Source organism: Rhodococcus sp. IEGM 1409 (assembly GCF_030056735.1).
Lineage (GTDB): Bacteria > Actinomycetota > Actinomycetes > Mycobacteriales > Mycobacteriaceae > Rhodococcus_F.
The window spans coordinates 143,725-160,675 of the sequence record NZ_JASHKN010000006.1 but is presented as its reverse complement, the minus strand read 5'-3'; the positions used below and the strand labels follow the sequence as shown (position 1 = coordinate 160,675).

Sequence of the window (16,951 nt, the reverse complement as noted above, 5' to 3'; positions counted from 1 at the left end):
CTCAGCGGGCGACCGGCGCGACCGTCAGCTGGTTGATGTTTGCGCCGGAAATCGAGCAACCCTTGGTGGGGTAGGCGAGGAAGACCGAGTCGTAGCTGTTGGGCGGGTAAACCCTCAGTCCCGCAACGTCAGTCACGCCGCACTGATCTGCCGGGTAGTTCTCGACGTTCGTGGCGCGCACCAAAGACGTTGCGGCAGAGCCAGGGGCAAGGGAGACGAGTGAACCGGACCCGGAGCGGCCGGCGGCAGCACCCACTTCGTTTCCGGACGCTCCCGTGACATACGAGACGCCGGGGAAACCGTCGAGCGTGCACGTGCGGTCACCAGTGTTGGTGAAGACCACCGGAAGCTCCACCGAACCAGCGGCGCCGCTCGGCTGACCGAGAGTGACGTTCAGTTCCCCGATCGCGCAACCCTCGGGATTGGGCGCCGTCGAGGTTGTGGTTTGGGTGTGATCGGTATGGGTCGTCGAGGGTGCGGCAGTACCGGTCGAGGTCGTCGGCGTAGAGACAGTCGTTGTCCTGGCGGGCGCCGGAGAACTCTCGGCCGTTCCCGTTTCGTCCGAGCCGCAACCGCTGAGAATGGCGAGAGCAAGTGGAGCCGCCAACAAGCCGATGTTCCGCATGCGGTTGGGCTTCATGGCTCTGTACTCCTCAGGCTGGTCGACAAGCGTGTCCGGTAAATCTGCGTCCGGTATATCCGAATTCGAAGCCGGATGTGCAGAAACGAATCAGGCTCGCCGGTGATCAGGACCTACTTCCCGGATGGATTGCCGCGGCGGATCTAGCATGAGAAAAGACCTGTCCGGATCGTGACCACCGGGAGTAGCGAATGTTCACCTTCACCAGCGACGACGGAGTGGTCATTCATGTCCACGAATGGCCCACCGAGCAGGAACTTCGAGGGGTTGTTCAACTCGCGCACGGGATGGGTGAGCACGCAAAACGCTACGCACACGTTGCCGAAGCCCTGAATGCTCGCGGTTTCCACGTCTATGCGGCTGACCACCGCGGCCACGGTGAGAGCATGCATGCCGGTCCAGGCAACATCGGCGACGACGGCTGGAACCGCTTGGTGGCAGACATGGTGACCCTCACGAGCATCATCCGCGACAAACACCCCGGCCCGCCCGTCGTACTGCTCAGCCACAGCCTCGGTTCGTTCGCTTCGCAGCAGTACATCCTCGATCATTCGCACCTGATCGACGCAGTCGCACTGTCGGGGACCACCGCGGTCGATCAACTCATCGAGAGCCTCGTCAACGACGGTCCGGACGTCTTGGCCCAGCTCAATGCCGAATTCGAACCGGCCCGTACTCCGCACGACTGGCTCAGCCGCGACGAAGCGCAGGTGGATCTGTACATCAACGATCCGCTGTGTGGTTTCAGCCTGGACGACGCCGGCATGGGTGGACTTATCGCGGCCGGGCCGAGGTTCGTCGACGTCGAAGGCGTGCGGCAAGATCTTCCGATCCTGGTCTTCGTCGGCACCTCGGATCCTCTCAATGCTGTGCTGAGCCGTACTGACGTCGCAGTCGAGCGGTACAACTCGGCCGGGATCGAAGACGTCACCTATTACACCTACCCGGGTGCCAGGCACGAGATCTTCAACGAGACCAATCGCGACGACGTCATCAACGATCTGACGACGTGGATGGACCGCGTACTCGAAGCGTGACCGCCTCACCGGAAGGGGAACACGATGTCCACAGTTCCGGCCGCACGACCCGATCCAGACCCTCGAGATGTCAAGCGCTGGAGACGATATCTCGCCGACGAACAGGCCGAGGCTGCCGTCTACCGCGATCTCGCGGGTAGGCGTACCGGTGAGGAGCGCGAGATCCTTCTCGCTCTGGCCGACGCGGAGGGCCGACACGAGGCGCACTGGCGGGCCCTTCTCGGCGATCACGTCGGTAAACCACTTCGCGGTGATATTCGCACCCGGATACTGGGCTTTCTGGCCAGGCGTTTCGGTTCCGTGTTCGTGCTCGCTCTTGCCCAGCGCGCGGAGACCCGATCCCCTTATCCGAACGACGCCGATGCAACCGCGTCGATGGGCGCGGACGAGAAGATCCACGAAGAAGTGGTGCGGGCCTTGGCGACACGGGGCCGCAACAGACTTTCGGGGACGTTTCGTGCCGCCGTCTTCGGAGCCAACGACGGCCTGGTCAGCAACCTCGCACTCGTACTCGGCATCAGCGGTAGCGGCGTTTCCAACCAGATCGTTCTGATCACCGGCATGGCCGGGCTTCTGGCCGGCGCCCTGTCGATGGGAGCCGGCGAGTACGTTTCAGTCCGCTCTCAGCGAGAGTTGTTGGAAGCCTCCAATCCTGGCCCCGCAGCCAGCGAAGCCGTCGGATTGCTCGACGTCGACGCCAACGAATTGGCCCTGGTCTACCGGGCCCGCGGCATGTCGGCCGAGGAAGCGGACCAGCGCGCCGCCGAGGTCCTCGCGAACAGCACCTTCGGCACCGCGGACGATGTCGACGACCATGAAGCGGTCGGCACCGGGTTGGGTGCAGCTGCGGCAAGTTTCTGCTTCTTCGCCTCGGGCGCAATCATTCCGGTGCTGCCGTACCTGTTCGGTCTGCAAGGCGTGACCGCTCTGATCGTCGCGTCCGTTCTCGTGGGGATCGCGTTGCTCACTACCGGCGTTGTGGTCGGTCTGCTGTCGGGCGGGCCGCCGTTCAAGCGGGCGCTACGCCAACTTGCGATCGGCTACGGCGCCGCCGGCGCGACGTATCTGCTCGGCATGTTGTTCGGGACCTCGCTCTGAGCGTCGGCTCATGCGCGTAGGGCGGGATCGCGGTGAGCCGGATCGATCCGAACCGGAATTTGGCACACCACGGCCTCGGTGTGTTTGCGCAGTGCATGGGCGATCTCGTCGGTCCGTTGGCTCGGGAGGATCCGGTGCCATCTGGTCGCCGGGTCGATGGTGGCGACGATAACAGAAGTTTCTCAGTGGGGGCGGGGGTAGTGTTCCCGCGTCGATGAGTACGACGGCGATACCGACCTTGCCGCCAGCCGACGAACTGACGCACCAGGCCGGTGCTTCCGCGATCGCAGGGCTGGCGCACGTGTTACTTCATTGAGGATAACGCGGGCCGCTACTGCCTGCGAGGACCGATGGTCCAGTCGGACGCGGAATGGCTCGCGAACAACATGAACAGCAAGTGGTGATAACTCAACTAAGAAGGCCCGCAACGGATTCTGCCCACCTATGCGCCGCCCTACGACCAGCGGGTGGCGATGGCGGTGTTCGACGGTGCGGCTTCGGTGTTCGCCATCGCAGGGTGGGTGTCGATGGGTGCGGCGTTCAATTCTCGGCGGCGACAACCGCGCTCTGAGTTCGGTTGGTCGATGCCAGTTGATTGGGGATAGTGGCGTATTCCCGTCGCGGGTGATGCGATTGATGATGCAGCTTCGTCTGCGCGCTCCGCGTTAGGTCGAGCGTCAAATGCTGTGGGCCGCACTGTGTACACAGTGTGGCCCACAGCATTTGGTTTGTCAGTTGTTGCGGAGTGCTTCGACCGCGATGCGGCCGACGGTTCCAATCGAGAGGTCGATCTTCGGGGCACGATCGGTGAGTTCGTAAGACTTGGTGAAGACACCGACAGCGTAACGATTGCCATCTGGATACATCACTACGCCTGCTTCATTTCGTATTAGCGGCATGGTGCCGGTTTTGGCCGCAACCGAGACCTCGTCCGGGAAGCCGGAAGAAAGTCGATGGGGCCAGACCTGCTTGCTCATGATTGTTCGGACTTCTTCGCAGGCTGCCGTTGGCCCTGCTTCGTCGCGCCAGATTGCGGCCAGCAACATGGTGATCTCACGGGGAGTGCTGGAGTTGGTGCGGGCGGGATCCATTATGGACATTGTGTTGAGAACATCGATTTCGGGGAACTCCAACACGGTGGTTTTTTCGAGTCCGAGATCTTCGTAGATAGTGGTGAATATGCCGCGGCAGTCGAGGTTCAAGTTGGTCTTCTCCAAGCCGAGCTGGCGCATCGTTGCAACGATGCTGTCTACACCGAGACGTTCGTAGAGGAAATCGGTGGCGGCGTTGTCGCTGAAACTCATCATGAGAAGCGCGAGGTCTCGCCAGCTGGCGGTGACGTCGTCGGCGCATCCGCCGATCCCGATGCCGCCGGATCGGTACTCCGAGGTCACTGTGGCGTACTCGGTCGGATCCAGCGTGCCTGCTGCCACGGCACGGGCGTATTCGAGCACGACGGGAATCTTGAAAACGGACGCGAGGATGACACCTTCGTCAGCGCCGTAGCCGAACTCTTCACCGGAATCGACGTCACGTGCGTGTACGAACGCATCGGTCTTCGCCTCGGCCAGAACGGCAGCGATCTGCTGTTGTGCGCTGTTCGTGTGCGTGGAAGTTTCGGTCATTCAAGGATCCCTTTCATCGGTATAGATATATCCGGGTTTACTAATGGATCTGACGCTAGTGAGTCGACGACGGAGGGTCTTGTACGAATCGACGAACGTCCTCGTGAGGTTCAGTGGAGATCGACTGCACGACAGGTTGTACGCGTTGAGCCGCCTGTGTTACCGAAGAAGACGTCCATTACGGGTGGAATGCAAAATTCTGTCGTCGCTCGAAATGAACTTGACAATGTCTTCGGGCCGACCTCCTACCCAGGATTGAGTGCTGCCACCGTAAGGAGCGCGTCCGTCATTAGCAGAGGTCCGATGAGGAACAGACGTATATATGCCGTCCTGCACTGTTCCGACCCTGCGGTGTCGTCAAGCGGACTGTCTATGCCACTCGCTTGGCGGTGCGGCCGCCGAATTCGAGCATCACGACGCGTCCGGTGTCGTCGGTGACGAAGCGGCCCAACACACGGGTGGTGTCCGCGCGCGAAGCGAAGTCGCTGTCGTTGACGAAGGCGATCGGGATCGCCGGTGGCCAGACGATGTCCTCGTATTCGCCGAGGTCTTGAGAGCTTCCCATCCGTATGTCGATTCCCCCGTCGGCGTGGGCGACCGTCATCGTCAGGTCTCCGGTGTGGTATTTGCCTACGACTGCGTCCACCGCAGCGAAAGTCGGGTCAACGAGATCGAGGAAGGCGGGCTTAGGTAGTTCCGCGAGGTTGGTCATGCACCAGTCGACGATCTTCTTGCCGATTCCGCCGCCGAGTGCGTTGGTGAGAACGGTGACGGCGAAGTTCTTCTCGGGCACCGTCACGAACTCGGAGACCTGGAGGTTGCTGACGTTGCCGCCGTGCCGGACGACCTGTGTGGTTCCGTATCGAGTCAGTAGCCAGCCGATGCCGACTTCCTCGAACGTCATCGCTGCGGGACGCTGAGGCTTCTGCATCAGCAACCGGGTGGACTCGTCGAGTGGCTGTCCTTCGCCGGGGTGTGCGCCGGACAGTGTGTAGCGTGCCCAGACGAGTTGGTCTCGCACCGAGGACCACATTCCGCCGCAGGGTGTCATGCCGCGGTCCAGTCCGGTTTCGTTGGACACGAACGGGACACCGTCGCGAATGTAGTGACCGAGTGCAAACCGGTGGGTCATCACGTCCCAGGGCAGGAACGCCGAGTTCTTCATTTCGAGGGGGTCAAGAACGCGCTGCTTGACCAGCTCTTCGAAGGTCAGTCCGCTGATCTTGGCCACGACATGTCCGGCGAGAACGAATCCGGAATTGCTGTAGGAGAAGACGTCTCCGACGGGGAATTCTTGTCGTAGTTCCTTCAGCCGCGAAACCGAGCGGCCGAGGGCGTCTTCGCCCCAGCCTGCCGAGAGGCTGGCGTCGCCGGTGAATCCGCCGGTGTGGGTCAGGAGATGACGCATCGTGACTGTGCGGGTGGCTTCTTCGTCGGCGAGGGTCAGTTCGGGTATGTACTCGACCAACGGGGTGTCGAGGTCGAGCAAGCCGTCCTCGACGAGTGCCATCGCGGCTGTTGCGGCGAACACCTTTGTGGTGGAGCCGATCATGAACATCGTTTTGTCGGTGACCGGGAGCTGGGTTTCGATGCTTTCGATGCCGCTGGTGACGACGATGTCCTTGTCGCCGTGCACGATGCCGACCGAGACGCCGGGGATGTTCGCCTCGGTCCTCCACTGATCGATAAGTTCCTGAAGCTGTTCTTGCATCTTTGATTCCTCGAATTCACTGTCGTTCTGTGATGCTGCAATGGATGCTCTGGGTACGGCCAGCGTCTACTTACCGGTCAGCGTCGCGACTCGCGGTACACGTCATTTCCACTCTCAGGCCGAACGGTAGCGCTGCCACGCCGATCGCCGTCCTGGTCGGGGGGAGTGGCTGGTTCGCAAAAAACTTTTCATATTCGCTATTCATGGTCCCCCACTCCTCAATGTCAGCGAGATAGCAGGTGATTTGCACCAGATCCGATACAGACCAGCCGCAATCCTCGATAATACGGCGCACGTTTTCCAGCGTTGCCTTGGTTTGGTCCCGAATTCCTTCGGGAATTGTACCGTCGGAGATGAACCCTCCTTGTCCCGATATGTACAGAGTATGGTTCGACTCGATCGCGGTCAGGAATGGACCTTTTGCGTCACCCCGGTTCAGATAGCGCCGCCCTGAGGTATCTGTGATCATCGTTCCCATTGCAAAATTTCCTTATCTTGTGTATATGAAACGCAGGTGAAACTCGCCTGATTCGTGACTGAAGAAAGGTTGGCGATTTCGATTAGTCAATTACCATGCTCAGGTCTTTGCGGCCGGGTGCCACCATCTCATTCGTGATTCCAATTTCAGTTAAATCGGTGGGCAGCACTCTCCCCGTTGCGAGTGCGGAGCCCATGCGTGCAAGCGCAGGGGCCATTTGAATTCCGTATCCGCCTTGGCCTACATACCAGAAGAAGTTTTCGAATTTTGAATCGAATCCTACGACTGGGCTGCGATCCGCCGTGAAACTGCGTAGGCCAGCCCACGCTGAGTTTACCCGTCGAATTTCGAAGGTTGTTGCTTCGTTTATTTTTTCGATAGCTCGTGCAATCTCTAACTCATCAGGACGCGCGTCACTCGGTTCCTGATACGTTTCGTCGGCTGGCGAACAAAGGAACTGGGTTCCGTCTGGCTTGAAGTAGAAGGTCTCCGATGTATCCAGAGTAAACGGAACTTTGCTCGCCCGATCCTTCAGTGGATCTGAAACCATGAAGGCAGTACGGCGGAGTGGCCGAATTCCGACAGGCTCCGCACCTAGGGCAACCGCTACTTTATCGCCCCAAGCGCCAGCAGCGTTGATGACATTCGTCGCACTGAAGTTCCGACCAGTCGCATCTTCAATTACCCAAGACGCCTTCTCGCGGTGCCCCGCTACGATTTTGGCCGACTTGACGATCGTTCCACCGCGTCGACGGAAACCTCGGACATAACCCTGATGGACAGCGTGCACATCCAATTCCATCGCGCTCGAATCGGTCATAGCCAAGTGCGTATATCCGACACGAAGGGCTGGATTAAGTTTCTCGGCAGCAGTGCCGCTTATCAGCTGCGAATTGTTGCCTCGTTCGCTAACCTCAAGATATAGCGCGCGTAAGGTGTCCGTCTGTGTTTCGTTGGCAATTATAAGCATCTCGACCGGAGCTGCGATCGACGAGTCGAATTCTCCGGAAGGATCCGTGAAAAAACTTCGACTTGCGGTGGTCAGCATTCGAACCACGTTATTTCCGTAGCTTTCCAGATAAGTGGCGGCGGAACGTCCAGTGGTGTGATATGCGAGTGTTGATTCCATCTCTAGAACCGCGACGAACTGGTCGCTGGCCAACTCGTGAGCGATCGAGATACCCGCCATTCCGCCGCCGATCACGATGGTATCGAAGTTCGTCTCGCCGGTGTGCGCCGGAATGCTCATGTGACCCCTCTGTGGTAAAGATCGATCCGAATGACGGTCCATCACCAAGGCTAGATGCTTAACCGGGACAAAAATTAGTACACGCATCCGAAATGTGCTGGATCAGTTCGTAATTTGAAACAGAACGCTGTCGAGCTCACTGATTGCCGAATCGCACGGTGCGCATCACCCGAAACGTGGTGGTAAGTCGATCGTTGTATCCAGTTATTGCCGAAAAAAGATCCTGTATTGAATTCGAAAAATATGCGGCATAGTGGCGGGGTCCGCCGCGATCTAAACTCTCCGCTCGCTGTGGACTTCGACGGTGAGTCGCGCTCCTACGAGTTCGACTCGCCGGGCTCACCCGGATGGGTGTTGACAATCTGCCGGGTGGGCCGCTAGGACTTCGAGTGACAGCTGCAGGTTCTAGAGGGCACAGGGTCGATCTGTTTGAACGCGCCGGACATGCGGCGCGTGCTCTCGACGACCAGCCGGGATCTGTATCCCCCACCGTCTCGGTGGGGGATCACGTCTCGTGCGCGTATCGGTTGTCGGTGAAGCATCGGGCCAAGCCATGGCAGACGCAGCTGGTCGCCAGCGCCAAGCTTCGTTCCTGTGCCCCGCGAAACTGAAGAAGAGTTGGTCGCCGCACCACATCGATCCTTCGCTGATGGCGAAGGACATCCCGACTGATCCGGGGATGTGTGTATGTATCAAGGCGCACGATCGAGTGATCTACGTTCACACCATGGGTGTACTCAAGCGGGTACTCGGCAATCAACTGTGCGGCAGACCAATTGCTGACAAATCGTGTAAACGGACCGATGCCGTTAGCCGCGGCTTCGTCGACGCGATTAGCCGAGGCCGGCGATCGGCTTGCATCAAATCGTCGATTCTTCCGAAAAAGTTCGCTCGCCAGTCAATCTGTTACCGGCGTCAGAGGAGCGGCCGCAAACGCGCCTATTTGTTTTTGCGGATTGACCACGGCTCGATCGGAATTGCCTGACGTGCAGTGAAACCGTCCGTGTACGCCACGGTGCTAGACCAACCGATCGGTAAGACATCAGCGTTGGCAACGATGGCGCGTTCTGCCTCCTGCCACTGCGGGCATCCCTCCAGCCCCAGAGTGTTCATGGCTGCAGCGACGTTAAGGTCGAAGTCAGGATTTTTGATCTTAGCGAAGTTTTGTGGACCGGCTCCGCTGAAAAACGACACCATCATCGATGGGAATGAGACACCTCCGATAGCCAAGTCTGCTACGTCCCAATTGCCAGAATTTCCGGAAAGTAGGATACTTTGAATTACAGAGGAATCTGCCGCTTGGATTGTGACATGGACACCAAGGTTCTTCCATTGGCTCGCCAGATACTCGAAGGCCGCTGTTCTCTCGGAGCCCTGCAAATGCAAAATATTGACGGTTAGTTTCTTTCCGCGTTTGCTTCGAACGCCGTCTGATTCCATGACCCAACCCGCGGCGTCGAGTATGCGTGATGCCTCCTGCTCATCGAAGCTCGGAACGGAGGAATGCAGGTCTTTCAAGGCACATGTGGTGGGTTGGCCGCTCTGGAATGACTGGGCGGGGCTACCGTTACCGCCAGTCAGAATCTCCGCAATTTCGTCTGTATTCGTTGCGCGTACCAGCGCCATCCGAACCGCTGGGTCAGCGGTTACATGCGCATCGTCATGGTTAAAGAACAGTTGAGCAGAAAGCATACTTGCTGATATGCCGGACATACCAGCAGCCTCAAGTCGTTCAGAATCTGGCATGGTCACTGTTGCGAAATTTGTTTCACCGGAAAGGAGAAGGTTAGCGCGAGTAATGTTATTTGTAATGACATTCACAGTAACCGTCATGGGCAGTCCTGGTGTGTCAGATGTGGTACCTCCCGGGCCCCAGGTGTAGTCGCTGCGCCGAGTCAAGGTGTAACTCTCTCCCGGCCTGGCATCCGTGAGGGTGTACAACCCGGTCCCATCAAATGCATTCGAGTATTCATCCGGATTGGAAAGGCCAGAACTACATACGATGAGAACTTGTCCCACCATCTCGGTCAGAAATGGGTTTGGCATCGCAGTTTTCAATGTGACTGTATTCGCAGCACCGTCCGCTGTGGCTGTTAAATCGGGTGGCACGAAGACTCCTCGAATTGCTGAGCTATTCGCAGGGTCAGTGATCCACATGTAATTGTCTGCAACCGTCTGTGCGGTTAAAGTGGACCCATCTGAGCACGTGACTCCATCACGTAGCTTGAAGATGACTTCAGTGGGTGACGAAACCCAACTCTCAGCCAACCAAGGTGCCAGCTTTCCGTCATCCCCGAACGCGACCAAGCTTTCATACCCGAAAACCGCCAGTTGACGAGTCGCGGCGTTTAGCGTCTTGGAAGGGAACAAATTTCCAGGGTCTGATGGGGCACTGATTGTCAGCGTTCCATCAGTGGTCACCGTGCCCTGGCTGCTTTGTCCTCCACCCTCAGAACCGCACGCAAGTAGTAGGAGCGTACTTGAAAGCGATAATGCCAATAATGATAGGGATCGAAACCTCATGGAGTGTTTCCTTAAATGGGAGGATATTCGAATATCAACAAAAGATCTGGAAGCGTTCTTTCCTGTCGCTCTCCATGTTGATGGCGCCTGCGACCACGTGGCACTTCCATAGCTTCTAACTTCTAATTTGTGCAGAGTTTCTGTCAGTGCCCACGCCAATAGGGGATTCCCATAGGCGGCATGTGAAGATATCCACGCTGATGCTCCTTGTTGGAAAGGGGCGGAGCACGCCTATTCTCGGCGTGATTGCGATAGTTTAAAAGTAATAGTCCGAGGAAAATATTGCCGATTGCTCGCCGTCATGCGCGAGAGACTAGACAATTTCTTAAGAGGTGCCCATACGTCGACTTAACACGGTTTGCATCATGAGTCTCAAGATGCCCGGAGTGCGCAGCTTGCGTTTTGCATTGAAGTCTCGAATTAGCAGCGTCGAACAGCCGCGGCGGCCTCCGGCACCGGCACTTTCTACCCGTCGGCCATTCGCATAGCACTCAGAACCTCGGGCCGCGCCGAAGGCTCGCGAATGGGCGTACTTGTCTACGTCGGGGATGTGGCTGACTCCAGCAGAAGGCAGTCCGAGCATCCGGCGAGCAGGGGCGAGGGGCGGGAAGGACGAATCCTCCCGCGTCTCAGTCGACCTTGGGAAGGCCGCGCCCGCCCCAATACAACAAACGGCTGCCATCGTCGAGAGTGGTAAAGACCGCCGGCGACCATCCAAGCGAAAGTATGTCGCCGAGGAATCGCCCTTCGGAAGGGTCTACAGCGACGAGCGGGAAAAGGATCTCCGCACCATACATGGATGCGGCGGGCCCCTCGATGCGCATGACGCCGAAGAATCCTCCATCGCGTTCGACTACTTCGACACTTTGGCCCCGCCGAGCGTAGAGCCCGGTGATCGTCCCCGGATCGGTCACCATGACCGGCTCAGCGGGCGGAGTCGCTCGCGCTGGGAACTCGACACCTGCCAGGTTCTTGAGTAACTCTCCGACAAGTTCCTCGAACAGTTCGAGGAGGGCCGGTCCACCGTTTGTGAGGAGTGCGACGGCGACTCCGGCCTCCGGAACGATTCGGAGGAAAGCGCTTTGACCGCTTGTCCCACCGTCGTGACCGATCACCTCACCGCCTGGCCAGCGGTACAGTGACCAGCCCAAGCCCCATGCGTTGCCCATTATCGAACTCGCTATTGGAACATCAGCTTGGGGTTCGAGCATTGCTTGCGCGGAAGCAGTAGTTAGTACCGTGGTCAGTCCGTTGAGAGCGTCGAGGTGGGCGCGCGCGAACATGATCAGATCCGTGGCGGTTGCGCAGATGAGTCCTGCCGGTCCGGCTGATCGAGTTAGGAAGGGGACCGGAGTCGGGATGAGCTCTTCTGCACCAGGTGGTTGCACATGCCCAATCGCCGCCCGGTGGCGCAACAGGTCCTCCGGCAGGGTAACTGTGTGCTGCAAACCTAGTGGCTCGCACAAGCGTTCGCGTATTGCCTCGTCCCAAACCTTCTTGGTCAGGACCTCGATAAGCCGTCCAGCGAGTGAGTAACCGGAGTTGCAGTACGACCACGCCGCACCCACTGGGTGTACCTGCTCGAGCTCGGTGAGCGAAGCGGTGTACCGCTTGAGCACATCGTCGCCACGACCAGTGTCAGCAAAGTGGTCCCCGTCGATTCCGCTCGTATGTGCCAACAGGTGCCTTGTGGTGACCTGCTCCGTTGCAGTTGTCTCCGCAAACTTGAGCTCAGGAAGGTAAGTGGTGAGCGGAAGATCCAGATCCAATGCACCCTCGTCGACAAGCTGCATCAGAACCGTGGCCGTCCACACCTTGGTGATGCTTCCGATCTGGAACAGTGATTCGGTCGTGGCTTCGACGCCGGTTGCGAGGTTGAGAAGTCCACTGGCTGCCGAGTCGATGCGGCCGTCATGGAGCACAGCGACCGAAGCGCCGACAACACCGTGCTTTTCGAGAAGATCGTTCAACTTCATCTGTAGGGAGGAAGTCATACCTGGTCCTTTTCATTAGTGGGTAGTCGAGTGCCAACGGGGTGTGGCATCTCAGCGCGAGGGGTCCAACTAGGGCATGCCTACACCTCGGAGTAGAGCAAGGAGGGCGCGCTCGAGGGACCCCGACAGGTCCATGGCGGTGTCGACCAGGGCCCGCTGGGCGAGTCCGTTGGAGAGGGCAAGGACCGCGTTGGTCAACTCGCCGATGCTCACCAATGGTGTTATTCCGAGAATCGCCACAAGTTCAGCGACGACCGACTGCGCGCTGGCGTCGACTTCGCGCTGGATCTCCGTGACTTTCTCCCGGAGTGCTGCGTCGTCAACGGCAGCGAGGAAGAACTCGGACTTGGCGCGATGGAGCGAGCGCGCCACCGCGATGTCCCGGACGAACCAGATGGTGAAGGCCTCCACTGGGCGCGAGGTGGTCTGCAGGGAGGCAATAGCACTGGAGACATGTTCTTCACTCTCTTCCTCCAAGACGGCGAGGAAGAGGTTCTCCTTGCTGGGGAAGTGCTTGTATACCGCTGTCCGGTGATAGCCAGCGCGCTCGCCGATGCGCTCGAGTGTCGCCGCGGAGTATCCCCGATCCTCAAATTCGTCGCGCGCCGAGGAGAGTAGTAGCGCACGCGTCTGGGCCAGTTGCTCAGCTCTGCTCATGCGAACCCGCATTTCAACCTCACTCAGTCGGTTCATTTCAGTCACGGCTCGTGACTGAACACGTTATGTGACTGATCACGTTATGTGACCCGTCCCACGTTTGCAAGGTTTACTTTGCCCACCCCTTTCGGAGGCGGGACGGCGGATGCTTGGCGGTCGAAGCCGAGGGGCAGTGACGGCTACCTCGTGTTCCTTGAAGAACAAGGGCGCACGTTGGCTTCGGTCGAGTAAATAATCCGTGGTGGGAAGCTGCCGGAACGGGTCGCTGAACTGGACGAATAAGGTTTGTTCACCCCTTTGTCGGGTTCAGGCTAGGGAGTTAGACTTAATCTGATGGCGAAGCGAGAAAAACCTTTCAAAGAGTTGCGAGCATTCGCGACGGGCGTGGGGCTCGACATCGATTAGGCCGAGGCTGGAATCGACATCAAAGTGGTGGTCGGACGACGAACGGTCGTTGCCCGGCACTCGGAAATTCCCGAGTTGATCGCCAAGGCGATCCCGCAAGCAGCTCGGAATGGCCGAGCCATGTCAGGTAAAGGGCAAAAAATGAAGGTCACAGCACACGCGGTCCGATCAGGCGACTGGTGGTCGGTCGACGTACCTGAGGTCGACGGTCTGTTCACCCAGGCCAAGCGCCTCGATCAAATCGCGGAGATGGTCGCGGACGCAGGGGAGCTGCTCACCGACGTGCCGGCGGCCGAGTTCGAGGTCACGCTCGACTACGACCTCGGAGACCCGGCAGCACTGCGCGAGGCCGGAGAGGTCAAAGAACGCACCGCGGCGGCACAGCGAGCCGTCGAGGAAGCTTCTCAGCGATCCCGCGCAGTCGTCCACGGACTCCGGGAACGAGGACTCTCCGCGCGAGATGTGGCCACGATCCTCGGAATCAGTCACCAGCGTGTTTCTCAGATCGACAAGGGCAAAGCCACGGCCCGACCGTCAGTCGTGGGGGATAGGGCTTTCGATATCGAGAGGGCAGCCGAATTGTAATGCTGCACAGCACAATTCGCGTCAGAAGTGAACAATGCAATGCCGTTGCCCGCAGCATATTTGGTCAGCGCGGGACGAGTATCTACTCAGCGAGAAGAACAGCATCGATCTTCGCTGATCGCTGCCTCGCGCACCATACAAGCGCTGAAGATCCGGGCGCCCTACCTGCGATTTGTGCATCTTCACCTGAGCAATCGCCCTCGACGACAGCACGTCGATGCTGCCGTCTGGTCCCTGGTGTCGCCCGAGCGTCAGTGAACCCCATCTTCCGCATCGCTGAAGCCATCTACAGCTTTCCCAGTTCCTGCTCCGTGAAGTCCTTACCGGGCCAGCGCTCGTTGGCGCCCCAGCCTCGACCCTTGAACTGGACCTTCTTGCCCTTCCACACTCCGGTGACCAGGTCCGTCCGCTCTTCGAACTGAGGCTTGAAACCGACGAACGGGTAGTGGCCCTTGCCCTTTCCATCACTCCGGATTCGAGCGTGCCCTTGCAGTTGAACGGCTTGCCGGTCTTGGGGCTGGTCGCAGTGATCTCGATTTCCTCACCGGCCAACAGCGCGGCCACCTCGGCGTGGTGGACCTGTGCCCGCAGAACACCCGCTTCGCGGTGGTGACCACGGTGTCGCCGTGGGTGAAAGTGCAGCGACGGCGGCAAGGATGTTCTCGACCGGTGCACGTGTCACTCCGGCCTTGGGGATTCGTTCTTTGAGTTCGGCCCGCAACCCGCCCGCGTTTGTCGTCATCTTCTCGAGGTCGTGGAGAACTAGGTCTTCCCCCAGCGCCAGGACGTCGGGAGCCGCGCTCGTGCTCGCCTCGACTTGTGCCATCTGCTCGGAAACCTTCACGGTGATCGTCAGATCGCCGATGTGCGTGCCTGGGAATTCGGTGGTTGAGTTCGCCTACCTGACTGAGCGTGATCTTGCCGCGCTACTCGTGTATTGGAGCCTTGCCCATGGCGTTGTTGGGGATCTCGGGGTACGGCTAGTCCTGGTGGCACTGGCATGTTGTTCTGGACCTCGCGCTGAGCGTCGGCTCATGCGCGCAGGGCGGGATCGCGGTGAGCCGGATCGATCCGAACCGGAATTTGGCACACCACGGCCTCGGTGTGTTTGCGCAGTGCATGGGCGATCTCGTCGGTCCGTTGGCTCGGGAGGATCCGGTGCCATCTGGTCGCCGGGTCGATGGTGGCGACGACAACAAATGTTTCCCGGTGCGGGAAGTGCGTACGGATGTATCGAGCGAGGGTGTTCCCCACGGAATTCTCGGTGTCCTCGATGACGATCAAACGCGAATTCGGGTGTCGGGCTTGCCATCGGCGGGTGAAGTCCGTCGTCGATTCGTGTGCCAGGCAGACTCGAATTGCGATGGGCTGCGAAGACATCGCTGTTGCGGCGGCCATCGCGCGGGTGGAGAGTGACGTAATTTCGGACACGGGTACCAGCACCGCTGGTTTGTATCCGATCGACAGAGAATCGTTCTCACTCTGAACGGTCAGTCGGGCACCGATGTGTGTATATGCGCCGCGGATGCGTTCCATGCCGAGGACGAGCGCCGGGAGGGCGAGAGCGATCAGCCAGGCGCCCTCGGTGAACTTCATGGCGGTGGTCACCACTGCTGCGATCGACGTCAACACAGCGCCGAAACCGTTGAGCGCTAGGCGCCATTTCCAGCCCGGTGTCCGTTCGGCGAGCCAGTGGCGCACCATGCCGAACTGCGCGAGCGTGAATCCGATGAACACACCGATGGCGAACAGCGGTACCAAGGTGTTCATGTTTCCGCCCGATCCGATGATCAGGAGAGCGCCGACGCCACCGAGCGACAAGACGCCATAAGTGAAGACGTCGCGCGTCGACTTTCGGCTGAAGCGGTGGGGGAGCACGTTGTCGTCGGCGAGGATCCGCATCAGGTTGGGAAGTCCGCCGTATGAGGTGTTCGCGGCCAACGCCAGCAGAATCACTGTGGCGAATTGGACGACGTAGTAGCCCACACCGTTTCCGAGGGCAGCAGAAGTCAGTTGCGACAGGACTGTTGTTCCAGGGACCGGGACCAGCGAGAACTTCTCGATCAACACGGCGAGGCCGATCAGCATGGTGCCCAACAGGATTCCCAGAGCGACTTCGGCACGCTGAGCGCTATGCACGCGAGGCTTCTTGAAACTGGGTACCGCATTGGCGATGGCTTCGACACCGGTCAATGCGGCGCAACCACTCGAAAATGCTTTGAGCAGAAGGAGAATGCCGATCGTGTGTGCGTTTTCGGCGAGGAAGGGAGTCGGCGCGGCGGCAGGGTTCTCCCTTAGCAGTCCGGCGCCGATCACAGTGAAGATACTGACGACAAAGATCACGGTGGGCAGCATGAACACTCGCGCGGAATCTGCGATGCCCCGCAGATTCAATGCTGTGATGCCGCCGAGTATCACCAACGCGATCCAGACCGTATAGGGAAGAAGCGCGGGGAAGGCGGAGGTCAGAGCCGCTACACCAGCTGCGATCGACACCGCGACGTTGAGGGTGTAGTCGACGATCAACGACGCGGCGGCAGTCAGACTCGCACGAGGACTCAGATGCTTCTTCGCGACGGCGTATGCGCCGCCGCCTTCGGGAAATGCGGCGATCACCTGGCGATACGACGCCACCAGGACCATAAGCAGCACGGCGATGGCGATCGTCACCGGCACGGTGAAGCCGATCCCCGCGCCGCCGGCGAGGGCCAACACCAACACGATGGCCTCTGGACCGTACGACACCGAGGCCATCGCGTCGAGCGACAGACCCGCCAGTCCGGTTGCAACGGAGAGCTTTTGCTTCTCAGGTTCGCCACCGGAGCGGGTGGTCGACGATATGACTCCACGGTGTCCGAGTATCACTGCATGTCTCACCGAGTCAGTATCGATACTTCCCGTTGAGCTGAGACCGATCTTGACGATGCCTTGACGCGATCACCAACAAAT

Annotated in this window: 15 protein-coding genes; 3 read left to right on the top strand and 12 right to left on the bottom strand. The window is 59.3% G+C overall.

Annotated features, from left to right (window positions below; all coding sequences use genetic code 11):
- Position 1: 1 nt before the first annotated feature.
- Positions 2–640 (bottom strand): DUF4232 domain-containing protein, encoded by a 639-nt coding sequence (locus QM716_RS17620; protein WP_283305307.1) that lies wholly within the window; start codon positions 638–640, stop codon positions 2–4.
- Between the two features lie 191 nt (positions 641–831).
- Here QM716_RS17620 and QM716_RS17615 point away from each other — a divergent pair, with 191 nt between their 5' ends.
- Positions 832–1,677, top strand: a complete 846-nt coding sequence (locus QM716_RS17615) for an alpha/beta hydrolase (protein WP_283305306.1) — start codon at positions 832–834, stop codon at positions 1,675–1,677.
- Between the two features lie 24 nt (positions 1,678–1,701).
- Positions 1,702–2,775: a VIT1/CCC1 transporter family protein gene (locus QM716_RS17610; protein ID WP_283305305.1), complete on the top strand. Its 1,074-nt coding sequence runs from the start codon at positions 1,702–1,704 to the stop codon at positions 2,773–2,775.
- Positions 2,776–2,783: 8 nt separating this feature from the next.
- Here QM716_RS17610 and QM716_RS29385 read toward each other — a convergent pair whose 3' ends face one another.
- From QM716_RS29385 to QM716_RS17575, 8 genes are all read right to left on the bottom strand, one after another.
- Positions 2,784–2,945 carry a hypothetical protein gene (locus tag QM716_RS29385; protein WP_502942086.1) on the bottom strand — a complete coding sequence of 54 codons (162 nt, stop codon included), beginning with the start codon at positions 2,943–2,945 and terminating at the stop codon, positions 2,784–2,786.
- 561 nt (positions 2,946–3,506) lie between these two features.
- A complete protein-coding gene (locus QM716_RS17605) occupies positions 3,507–4,400 on the bottom strand; it encodes a serine hydrolase (protein WP_283305304.1) in 894 nt (297 codons plus the stop codon).
- Positions 4,401–4,770: 370 nt separating this feature from the next.
- Positions 4,771–6,111 carry a serine hydrolase domain-containing protein gene (locus tag QM716_RS17600; protein ID WP_283305303.1) on the bottom strand — a complete coding sequence of 447 codons (1,341 nt, stop codon included), beginning with the start codon at positions 6,109–6,111 and terminating at the stop codon, positions 4,771–4,773.
- Positions 6,112–6,181: 70 nt separating this feature from the next.
- Positions 6,182–6,589, bottom strand: a complete 408-nt coding sequence (locus QM716_RS17595) for a RidA family protein (protein ID WP_283305302.1) — start codon at positions 6,587–6,589, stop codon at positions 6,182–6,184.
- Positions 6,590–6,671: 82 nt separating this feature from the next.
- Entirely contained in the window at positions 6,672–7,838 is a 1,167-nt protein-coding gene (locus tag QM716_RS17590) for an NAD(P)/FAD-dependent oxidoreductase (protein ID WP_283305301.1), read from the bottom strand.
- 939 nt (positions 7,839–8,777) lie between these two features.
- Positions 8,778–10,361, bottom strand: a complete 1,584-nt coding sequence (locus QM716_RS17585; protein ID WP_283305300.1) for an ABC transporter substrate-binding protein — start codon at positions 10,359–10,361, stop codon at positions 8,778–8,780.
- Positions 10,362–10,990: 629 nt separating this feature from the next.
- Entirely contained in the window at positions 10,991–12,355 is a 1,365-nt protein-coding gene (locus QM716_RS17580) for a serine hydrolase domain-containing protein (RefSeq protein WP_283305299.1), read from the bottom strand.
- Between the two features lie 69 nt (positions 12,356–12,424).
- On the bottom strand, positions 12,425–13,012 hold the full coding sequence (locus QM716_RS17575; RefSeq protein WP_283305298.1) for a TetR/AcrR family transcriptional regulator: 588 nt from the start codon (positions 13,010–13,012) through the stop codon (positions 12,425–12,427).
- A gap of 546 nt (positions 13,013–13,558) precedes the next feature.
- On the opposite strand from QM716_RS17575, the gene QM716_RS17570 reads away from it, so the two are divergent.
- Complete coding sequence (locus tag QM716_RS17570) at positions 13,559–14,002, top strand: helix-turn-helix domain-containing protein (RefSeq protein ID WP_283305297.1); 444 nt, start codon at positions 13,559–13,561, stop codon at positions 14,000–14,002.
- Positions 14,003–14,023: 21 nt separating this feature from the next.
- On the opposite strand, the gene QM716_RS29380 is transcribed toward QM716_RS17570, so the two are convergent.
- From QM716_RS29380 to QM716_RS17560, 3 genes are all read right to left on the bottom strand, one after another.
- Complete coding sequence (locus tag QM716_RS29380; protein WP_502942085.1) at positions 14,024–14,467, bottom strand: restriction endonuclease; 444 nt, start codon at positions 14,465–14,467, stop codon at positions 14,024–14,026.
- A gap of 76 nt (positions 14,468–14,543) precedes the next feature.
- Complete coding sequence (locus tag QM716_RS17565; RefSeq protein ID WP_283305296.1) at positions 14,544–14,828, bottom strand: hypothetical protein; 285 nt, start codon at positions 14,826–14,828, stop codon at positions 14,544–14,546.
- A gap of 206 nt (positions 14,829–15,034) precedes the next feature.
- Positions 15,035–16,867: an APC family permease gene (locus QM716_RS17560; protein WP_283305486.1), complete on the bottom strand. Its 1,833-nt coding sequence runs from the start codon at positions 16,865–16,867 to the stop codon at positions 15,035–15,037.
- Positions 16,868–16,951: the final 84 nt, after the last annotated feature.

Bases quoted from the DNA above. Each gene is read 5' to 3' on its own strand.
- QM716_RS17620 (WP_283305307.1), bottom strand. From the start codon at position 640: ATGAAGCCCAACCGCATGCGGAACATCGGCTTGTTGGCGGCTCCACTT.
- QM716_RS17615 (WP_283305306.1), top strand. From the start codon at position 832: ATGTTCACCTTCACCAGCGACGACGGAGTGGTCATTCATGTCCACGAA.
- QM716_RS17610 (WP_283305305.1), top strand. From the start codon at position 1,702: ATGTCCACAGTTCCGGCCGCACGACCCGATCCAGACCCTCGAGATGTC.
- QM716_RS17605 (WP_283305304.1), bottom strand. From the start codon at position 4,400: ATGACCGAAACTTCCACGCACACGAACAGCGCACAACAGCAGATCGCT.
- QM716_RS17600 (WP_283305303.1), bottom strand. From the start codon at position 6,111: ATGCAAGAACAGCTTCAGGAACTTATCGATCAGTGGAGGACCGAGGCG.
- QM716_RS17595 (WP_283305302.1), bottom strand. From the start codon at position 6,589: ATGGGAACGATGATCACAGATACCTCAGGGCGGCGCTATCTGAACCGG.
- QM716_RS17590 (WP_283305301.1), bottom strand. From the start codon at position 7,838: ATGAGCATTCCGGCGCACACCGGCGAGACGAACTTCGATACCATCGTG.
- QM716_RS17585 (WP_283305300.1), bottom strand. From the start codon at position 10,361: ATGAGGTTTCGATCCCTATCATTATTGGCATTATCGCTTTCAAGTACG.
- QM716_RS17580 (WP_283305299.1), bottom strand. From the start codon at position 12,355: ATGACTTCCTCCCTACAGATGAAGTTGAACGATCTTCTCGAAAAGCAC.
- QM716_RS17575 (WP_283305298.1), bottom strand. From the start codon at position 13,012: ATGAGCAGAGCTGAGCAACTGGCCCAGACGCGTGCGCTACTACTCTCC.
- QM716_RS17570 (WP_283305297.1), top strand. From the start codon at position 13,559: ATGAAGGTCACAGCACACGCGGTCCGATCAGGCGACTGGTGGTCGGTC.
- QM716_RS29380 (WP_502942085.1), bottom strand. From the start codon at position 14,467: ATGGAAAGGGCAAGGGCCACTACCCGTTCGTCGGTTTCAAGCCTCAGT.
- QM716_RS17565 (WP_283305296.1), bottom strand. From the start codon at position 14,828: ATGGCACAAGTCGAGGCGAGCACGAGCGCGGCTCCCGACGTCCTGGCG.